Source organism: Pseudomonadota bacterium (genome assembly GCA_010028905.1).
Lineage (GTDB): Bacteria > Vulcanimicrobiota > Xenobia > RGZZ01 > RGZZ01 > RGZZ01.
In genome coordinates, this window is the sequence record RGZZ01000724.1 from 1 (window position 1) to 1,796 (window position 1,796).

A 1,796-nucleotide genomic window follows, 5' to 3' on the forward strand; every position below is an offset into this window, starting at 1 on the left:
AGCGGGGCGAGCGCGAGAGATGTCGAACGTCTGACGACCATGGAACGCCTGCGCGCCCTCGATCGTCGGGTGCTCGTCATCGCGCTGCTGCTGGTCCCCACGCTGTGGTGGGGACCCGATCTGCTCTGGCCCTATCGCAGGGTGGTCAACCTGGGTGCGCCTGGTGAGACGGTGGCGGTGCTGGGCGACAGCATCCCCGCGGGGTTCGGTGACACCGTGGGGACGGAGCGCGCGTGGCCCACGCTGGTGGCGCAGCGCCTGCACCTGACGGTCGTCAACCAGAGCGTGGCGGGCGACACCACCGACCGAGGGCTGGCGCGTCTCGACAGCGTTCTCGACACCCATCCGCGACTGGTCGTCGTCGAGCTCGGAGGCAACGACATGATGTCACGGGCCGGCGCGGACCACATGCGCGCAACCCTCGACGCAATCTTCGAGCGCATCCAGCAGCGGGGGGCCATGGTGATGTACGTCTCGGTCCCCTCTCCCCTCTCCACGACCTACCCCTCGGCCTGGAGCGCCGCGTGCGAACGTCGCGGGGTGTGGCACGTCAGGAACGTGCTCGACGGCGTGTTCGGCGTGCCGTCGATGATGTACGACTCCATCCATCCCAACGCGGAAGGACACGCGCACATCGCCGAGCGAATGACGCGAGAGATCGAGGGCCTGCTTCGGGCCGCCGACCGCCAGCGCGGCACGCATTGAGATCGATGCCCTGGTCGCGCAGGATCTCCCTTTCCCATTTCGAGAATCAAGACATCGAATGAGACAGGAGGCGACTCCCATGCGCAACCGCAGGCTCGATGAGATCGAGCTCGTCGCCATCGACACCGAGACCACGGGGCTCTACGCCATCAGCGGCAGGCTGCTCGAGATCGGAGCCGTGCGCTTCACGCTCGATGGCAGCGTGCGCGCAGAATATCAGCAGCTCATCAACCCCGGCGAACCCATCGCGCCCGAGATCCAGCAGATCAATCGCATCTCCGACGAGATGGTGGCCGAGCAGCCGACGGTCGAACAGGTGCTGCCCACGCTGGTCGACTTCCTCGAATCAGACAACACCCTGGTGATGGCGCACAATGCAGCCTTCGATCTCAACTTTCTGGGCGCCGCGTTCTCGAAGTGCGGCATCGCCCTGCCCGTGCTCGACACGCTGGCGCTTGCGCGGCTGCTGCTGCCCCGTGCGCCCAACCACAAGCTCGAGACGCTCTGCACCGTTCTCTCGCTCCCCCGGGGAACCCACCGCGCCCTGGCCGACGCCCACGCCGTGCGGGCCCTCTTCCTCGCACTGGCGCAGACCCGGCCCGATGTGCAGACCCTCGAGCAGCTGCACCAGCTGACACCGCTGCTCGGCTTCGCCGACGGCGATGTGGTGCCCATCGAGGCTCCGCCGGGCTTCGAGGCGCTCGCGCTTGCGATGGAAGAGCGACGAATCGTCACCATCGTCTATGACGGCGGATCGAAGGGCATCGCGCCCCGCCCCGTCACCCCCATCTCGCTGCTGCGCAGCAACGGCGCATCGTTCCTGCTCGCCCGCTGCGAGCTCGAAGGGCGCGACAAGCAGTTCCGCCTCGACCGGGTTCGCGAGGTGCGCTGAGAGGTTCGAACCGCCCCCCCCACCCGCCAGCCACGAGGCACAAGCGACGAAGGCTGGGGGTGCGCAGACAATACTCCCACCATGCCTGGGGGTGCGCAGACAACACTCCCATCGCAAGTGGGGGTGCGCAGACAACACCCCCACCGTGCCTGGGGGTGCGCAGACAACACTCCCATCGCAAGTGGGGGTGCGCAGACAA

General features: G+C 67.4%; 2 protein-coding genes. Both read left to right on the plus strand.

Annotation, left to right across the window (positions count from 1 at the left end; genetic code table 11):
• A partial coding sequence (locus EB084_24735) for a hypothetical protein (protein NDD31471.1) occupies positions 1 to 705 on the plus strand: 705 nt, incomplete at its 5' end.
• A gap of 58 nt (positions 706 to 763) precedes the next feature.
• Positions 764 to 1,597, plus strand: coding sequence for a WYL domain-containing protein (locus EB084_24740; GenBank protein NDD31472.1), 834 nt, complete (start codon positions 764 to 766; stop codon positions 1,595 to 1,597).
• Positions 1,598 to 1,796 lie beyond the last annotated feature (199 nt).